The sequence below is a fragment of the Xanthomonas sp. NCPPB 2632 genome (assembly GCF_041228075.2).
Taxonomy (GTDB): Bacteria; Pseudomonadota; Gammaproteobacteria; order Xanthomonadales; family Rhodanobacteraceae; genus Luteibacter.
The window spans coordinates 4,253,346-4,260,000 of sequence record NZ_CM192979.1 but is presented as its reverse complement, the minus strand read 5'-3'; the positions used below and the strand labels follow the sequence as shown (position 1 = coordinate 4,260,000).

The following is a 6,655-nucleotide window of genomic DNA, read 5'->3' as shown; positions in this document are numbered from 1 at the left end:
CCAAAGTCATAGCTAAGTGGAAAACGATGTGGAAAGGCATAGACAGCCAGGAGGTTGGCTTAGAAGCAGCCATCCTTTAAAGAAAGCGTAATAGCTCACTGGTCGAGTCGGTCTGCGCGGAAGATTTAACGGGGCTAAGCTATGCACCGAAGCTCGGGGTGTACAGATTTTGATCTGTACGCGGTAGAGGAGCGTTCCGTAGGCCTGTGAAGGTGAGTCGTAAGGCTTGCTGGAGGTATCGGAAGTGCGAATGCTGACATGAGTAACGATAAGGGGGGTGAAAAGCCTCCCCGCCGAAAGCCCAAGGTTTCCTCGCGCAACGTTCATCGGCGCAGGGTGAGTCGGCCCCTAAGGCGAGGCAGAAATGCGTAGTCGATGGGAAGCAGGTTAATATTCCTGCACTTTTCTACAGTGCGATGTGGGGACGGAGAAGGTTAGGTCTACCAGGCGTTGGTTGTCCTGGGGAAAGGCGGTAGGCATGATTCTTAGGCAAATCCGGGAATCTTTATGCCGAGCACCGAGACGAGTCCTATGAGGACGAAGTGACTGACACCACGCTTCCAGGAAAAGCCACTAAGCTTCAGCTGTAGAAAAACCGTACCGCAAACCGACACAGGTAGGCAGGGTGAGAATCCCAAGGCGCTTGAGAGAACTCGGGTGAAGGAACTAGGCAAAATGGCACCGTAACTTCGGGAGAAGGTGCGCCCCTTGGTGTGGTCACGTGCGTGACTGAGCATCGAGGGGTCGCAGTAACCTGGCCGCTGCGACTGTTTATCAAAAACACAGCACTCTGCAAACACGAAAGTGGACGTATAGGGTGTGACGCCTGCCCGGTGCTGGAAGGTTAATTGATGGGGTCAGCCGCAAGGCGAAGCTCTTGATCGAAGCCCCAGTAAACGGCGGCCGTAACTATAACGGTCCTAAGGTAGCGAAATTCCTTGTCGGGTAAGTTCCGACCTGCACGAATGGCGTAACGACAGCGGCGCTGTCTCCACCCGAGACTCAGTGAAATTGAAATCGCTGTGAAGATGCAGCGTTCCCGCGGCAAGACGGAAAGACCCCGTGAACCTTTACTATAGCTTTACATTGAACGTTGAGTTCTTCTGTGTAGGATAGGTGGGAGGCTATGAAACCGAGACGCTAGTTTCGGTGGAGCCATCCTTGAAATACCACCCTGAAGTGCTTGACGTTCTAACCTAGGTCCGTAATCCGGATCGGGGACCATGTATGGTGGGTAGTTTGACTGGGGCGGTCTCCTCCCAAAGAGTAACGGAGGAGCACGAAGGTACGCTCAGCGCGGTCGGACATCGCGCACTGTGTGCAAAGGCATAAGCGTGCTTGACTGCGAGATCGACGGATCAAGCAGGTACGAAAGTAGGTCTTAGTGATCCGGTGGTTCTGTATGGAAGGGCCATCGCTCAACGGATAAAAGGTACTCCGGGGATAACAGGCTGATACCGCCCAAGAGTTCATATCGACGGCGGTGTTTGGCACCTCGATGTCGGCTCATCACATCCTGGGGCTGTAGCCGGTCCCAAGGGTATGGCTGTTCGCCATTTAAAGTGGTACGCGAGCTGGGTTCAGAACGTCGTGAGACAGTTCGGTCCCTATCTGTCGTGGGCGTTGGAGATTTGAGGGGGGCTGCTCCTAGTACGAGAGGACCGGAGTGGACGTTCCGCTGGTGTTCGGGTTGTCATGCCCATGGCATTGCCCGGTAGCTACGAACGGAAGTGATAACCGCTGAAAGCATCTAAGCGGGAAGCACGCCCCAAGATGAGATCTCCCGAGAGCTAGACTCTCCTTAAGGCACCATCAAGACTAGGTGGTTGATAGGCACGGTGTGGAAGTGCAGCAATGCATTGAGCTTACGTGTACTAATGAGCCGTGAGGCTTGACCATATAACCCCAAGACGCTTCACCGTCTTAATCTCTTAACTCGCTGTTCGATTACAACCCGGACGCTTGTCACTCGTTTACACCCTCTGTGGAGCCGGCGCTCGAAAAGCGCTGCTCCCACCCCTTCCCTGGCGGCCATAGCGGCGTGGTACCACCTGATCCCTTCCCGAACTCAGAAGTGAAACGCGCATGCGCCGATGGTAGTGTGGCTCAAGCCATGCAAGAGTAGGTCACCGCCAGGGGCTTTATCCCGGAAACCCGGTCTCATTTGAGACCGGGTTTTCTTTTTGTCTGCGCGAGGCGCAAGACTTGCAGTACGTCATTGCGAACGTGCTCCAGCCACCGACCAGAAGGCCTCCCCACCCGGGGAGGCCTTTGTTTTATGCGGTCAAAGGACGTTGATCTGCGTATACAGCGTGTTGTACGGCGCGTTGGTCGACGTGTTCTGGTACTGGAAGTACCCCGACTCATGACCGTCCACGTTGTACTCGTCGAGCCAACCAACGACGGTCTGGCCCGGCGTGCATGGCCAGGTGTACTGCGTGCCCGTGATGCAGATACCGGTGCTTGCGTAGCGGGCTGAGCGTGGCAGCTGACCGCCATTCATCGACGCGATCGGGTTGGCGCCGTAGCCGATCTCGATGATCGCCACGCGTAGCTCGCCACCGCCGTGATTACAGGTCGTGCTGCTGTTGCCGTTGGTGTATTCCCAACCGCAAGCCGTCGAACCGACCGCGTAGATACGGATGCTGGACAGGGCAGGCGCGGGTGCGCGAGGCACCGGCATCACGGCGAAATCCGTCGGTGGCGTGGGCAGGACACGGCCCTCCGCGGCGAGCGAAGGCAGCGCGGTCATCACGCGCGACGTGGCTGAGGCGCCCTCCTGGGCCTGGATACGCGTGGCTGCGGTGGCGGCGAACGCGAGGGTACAAAGTGCAAAACGTACGGAGTTCAAACGTGGTTCCTTTCCATAAAGCGAAACATACGCTGCGCGCCTGATCGGTGGGCAGCGTGCGGCCATAGCGCGCTTGTCGTTGCGCTACACGGTGCACGGCAACTGCCCATGCACTGCGCGATAAGGATCGCCCGCCATGTCGCGTGCGAATGTCGGATACGGGCATCAGCGCTGCGCTGAATGGGCAAACGTCCGTTCGATCACGAAGGGTTTGCGTGGATCGCCGGTGCAACATGACACCCGCGCGATTAGTCGGCATGATGTTGGCGCGTCGTGCAGCAAGGAAAACGCCATGGATACACGTCTCAACCGCAGGCAGGAGGAACTGGTCGCGATCGTGCAGCGCGAAGGCTTCGTCGGTGTCGACGAACTGGCCAGCCATTTCGACGTGGCGCCGCAGACGATCCGTAGAGACCTCAACCTCTTGTCCGATGGCGGCCTTATCCGCCGATACCACGGTGGTGTCAGTGTGCCGGCCAGCAGTGTCGAGAACGTGGCCTACGCGGCACGGCAGACGCTGCAGGCGGTGGAAAAGAGCCGCATTGCCGCGGCCATCGCACGGCAGATCCCGGATGGCTCATCCCTCTTCATCAACCTGGGCACCACGAACGAGGGAGTCGGCCGCGCGTTGCTCGAGCACCGCGACCTGCGTGTCATCACCAACAACCTCAATATCGCGCTGCTGCTGAGCGACAACCCCACGTTCGAGGTGATCGTCGCCGGCGGCGTGGTGCGCGGCCGGGACCACGGCGTCACCGGCGAGGCGACCATCGAGCTGATCCGCCAGTTCAAGGTCGACTTCGGCATCATCGGTATATCGGGGATCGAGCTCGACGGCACCCTGCTGGATTTCGACTTCCACGAAGTGCGGGTGGCCCAGGCCATCATCGAACACTCCCGCCAGGTGCTCCTCGGCGCCGACCATACCAAGATCGGCCGTAACGCCATGGTGCGCCTCGGCGACTTCAGCCGTGTGGACGCATGGTTTACCGACCGGCCGCCGCCCGAGGCCTTGTTGCCTGTGCTGGAAGCGGCGGGCACGCGGCTCTACGTCGCGGACTGAGCCGGGCCGTGCCGTCGCGAGGCCAAGGCGCCTCGTAGGCCCACATAAACATCGGTTTAGCCCCCCCTATCAGCGGCGGGCGGCCGTATTGCAGCCCGCCGTTGCTAACGCTCGTGCGTACTACCCGCGTCGAGAACACGCATCCGTACGCTGCACTGCAGCGTGCGATGTTCGTTTGTGTTCGAATATGCTCATTTCAACGCAGGTGTCGCCCTGCCGAGTCATGGATTGTTCGCTTTCGCTCCGTCAGGCCCGCCGGCCCGTTGCGAACGAACGTACCCGAGCGTAGGGTGTCCTCGTTTCGGTAGGGCAACGCCTCCAGCCAAGTGGGGTGGTGCAATGGTCGAGCAGGTCGATGTTCTGGTGGTGGGCGGCGGCGTCAATGGCGTCGGTATCGCCCGTGACGCCGTGGGCCGTGGGCTCTCGGTGTGGCTGTGCGAACGCGACGATCTGGCGTCCCATACCTCGAGTGCGTCGACCAAGCTGATCCACGGCGGTCTGCGTTACCTCGAGCAGTTCGAATTCGCCCTGGTCGGCAAGGCGCTGGCCGAGCGCGAGGTGCTGCTCCGCGCGGCGCCGCATATCATTTGGCCCCTGCGCTTCGTGCTGCCGCACCAGCCGCACCTGCGCCCCGCCTGGATGATCCGTATCGGGCTGTTCCTCTACGATCACCTGGGCCGTGGCCGGCGCACGCTGCCGGGCTCGCGCCGCGTGCGTTTTGCCAAGCATGTCACCGGCGAGCCGATGCGTGACGATTTCTCGGTGGGCTTCGTGTATTCCGATGCGTGGGTGCAGGATGCCCGCCTGGTGGTGCTCAACGCGATGGACGCGGTGCAGCGTGGCGCCAAGGTCGAGACCCACACGCGTTGCGTGAGCGCGCGCCGTGACGGCGATGGGTGGATCGCCGAGCTGGAGTCGCGCGACGGCAGCCGTCACTTCGTCAGGGCCCGTGCCCTGGTCAATGCGGCGGGGCCCTGGGCCGCCAGCTTCCTCGACGACGTGGCCCACCTGAAGCATTCGCACTCGCTGCGCCTGATCAAGGGCAGCCACATCGTCGTGCCGAAGATCTACGATCACCGTTACGCCTACATCTTCCAGCAGCCGGATCGTCGCATCGTGTTCGCCATTCCGTACGAGCGCGACTTCACGCTGGTCGGCACCACGGATATCGAATACAAGGCCGACCCGTCGAAGCCCAAGATCGATGCCGAGGAAATCCAGTACCTCTGCGAGGCGGCCAACCGCTACTTCAAGAAGCAGCTCACTCCTGACGACGTCGTGTGGAGCTACAGCGGCGTGCGGCCCCTCCTGCAGGACGAATCGGGCAGTGCGTCGGAAGTCACGCGCGACTACTTGCTGGACATCGACCAGAACGGCCCGCCGCTGCTCAACGTCTTCGGCGGCAAGCTGACCACGTTCCGCAAGCTGGCCGAGGAAGCCGTCGACAAGCTGGCTCCGCTGCTGGGCAACGACAAGCCGGCCTGGACGGCGGATGCCCGTCCGCTGCCCGGTGGTGGCGAGCGTGACATCGACGCGCTGACGGACGATCTCCGTGCGTCGCGGCCGTGGCTGACCGAACGCTTTGCCTGGCGCCTGACACACTTGTACGGCACGCGAGCTCGCGATCTGTTGGGCGAAGCCAATGGCCTGGCGGCGCTGGGCACGCATTTCGGCGCGGACCTCTACCAGGCCGAAGTGGACTACCTGATCCGTCACGAATGGGCGACCGAGGCCGAGGACATCCTCTGGCGTCGCAGCAAGATCGGCCTGCATGTCGGCAAGGACGACGTGCAACGCCTTACCGAGTACCTCAATCAGCGGGTCCCGCAGGGGCGCGCCACCCAACCGTAGCGCTAGCGCGCTGCCAGCCATGAAACCGATGGAGAGACGGATCATGCGACAAAATATTGGTGAGTTGATATCCGAAGCCGTGGCGATGTTCATCATCATCGCCTTCGGCGATTCCGTAGCGTGCATGTATGTGCTCTACGATCCCAGTCCCTACCTCAACGCCTACTGGGGCGTGTGTATCGCGTGGGGCCTTGCCGTCACCATCGCGATTTACGCCACGGCATCGGTGTCGGGTACGCACGCCAACCCGGCGGTAACCCTGGCGCTGGCCGTCTTCCGCAACTTCTCGTGGAAGAAGGTGGTGCCTTACTGGATCGCGCAGGTGATCGGTGCGTTCCTCGGTGCGGCCATCGTCTACGCCCTGTTCGGGCCGGTGATCGACCACTTCAACGCCACGCACAACCTCACCCGTGAAGCGGGTGGCGCCGCCGGCGTGTTCTTCACCCATCCGGGCCTGGCCGTCACGCCCATGCATGCGCTGACTGACCAGATCATCCTCACCGCCTTCCTGCTGTTCGGCATCTTCGCGATCACCGAGCAGTACAACGAGACCGCCCCGGGCGCCAACAACGGTGCGCTGATCATCGGCCTGCTGGTGGCCACCATCGGTGCGTCGATGGGTTACCTGGAAGCGTGGGCGATCAACCCGGCGCGCGACTTCGGCCCGCGCCTGTTCGCCTACTTCGCCGGTTGGGGTTCGTCCGCGCTGCCGTCGCCGGATAACTACTGGTGGGTGCCGATCGTCGGCCCGCTGATCGGCGGCGTGGTCGGTGGCGGTGCCTACCAGCTGCTGATCCATCCGTTCCTGCCGGCCCGCCAGCGTGCGCTCGAAGAAGCGCGCCAGGCCGCGGCGCGTGGCACGTCTTCCCATTCGACCATTCAGTGAGGCC

The 6,655-nt window shown here is 61.5% G+C and carries 4 protein-coding genes and 2 rRNA genes (1 of these 6 running past the window's edge); 5 read left to right on the top strand and 1 reads right to left on the bottom strand.

Annotation, left to right across the window (positions count from 1 at the left end):
- Positions 1 to 1,899, top strand: a 23S ribosomal RNA gene (locus AB8808_RS18370); it begins 986 nt to the left of the window's first position.
- A 124-nt stretch (positions 1,900 to 2,023) separates the two neighbouring features.
- Positions 2,024 to 2,138 (top strand): 5S ribosomal RNA (rrf, locus tag AB8808_RS18365).
- A gap of 146 nt (positions 2,139 to 2,284) precedes the next feature.
- On the opposite strand, the gene AB8808_RS18360 is transcribed toward rrf, so the two are convergent.
- Positions 2,285 to 2,851, bottom strand: a complete 567-nt coding sequence (locus AB8808_RS18360; protein WP_369930978.1) for a YolA family protein — start codon at positions 2,849 to 2,851, stop codon at positions 2,285 to 2,287.
- Positions 2,852 to 3,143: 292 nt separating this feature from the next.
- Here AB8808_RS18360 and AB8808_RS18355 point away from each other — a divergent pair, with 292 nt between their 5' ends.
- The 3 genes from AB8808_RS18355 to AB8808_RS18345 all read left to right on the top strand — a co-directional run bounded on the left by AB8808_RS18355 (position 3,144) and on the right by AB8808_RS18345 (position 6,651).
- Positions 3,144 to 3,914 (top strand): DeoR family transcriptional regulator, encoded by a 771-nt coding sequence (locus AB8808_RS18355; protein WP_285406880.1) that lies wholly within the window; start codon positions 3,144 to 3,146, stop codon positions 3,912 to 3,914.
- A 339-nt stretch (positions 3,915 to 4,253) separates the two neighbouring features.
- Positions 4,254 to 5,765: a glycerol-3-phosphate dehydrogenase gene (gene glpD, locus AB8808_RS18350; protein WP_036139593.1), complete on the top strand. Its 1,512-nt coding sequence runs from the start codon at positions 4,254 to 4,256 to the stop codon at positions 5,763 to 5,765.
- 40 nt (positions 5,766 to 5,805) lie between these two features.
- The gene (locus tag AB8808_RS18345) at positions 5,806 to 6,651 is read left to right on the top strand and encodes an MIP/aquaporin family protein (RefSeq protein ID WP_354517460.1); all 846 of its coding nucleotides are present in this window, start codon (positions 5,806 to 5,808) and stop codon (positions 6,649 to 6,651) included.
- The last annotated feature ends 4 nt before the right edge of the window (positions 6,652 to 6,655 follow it).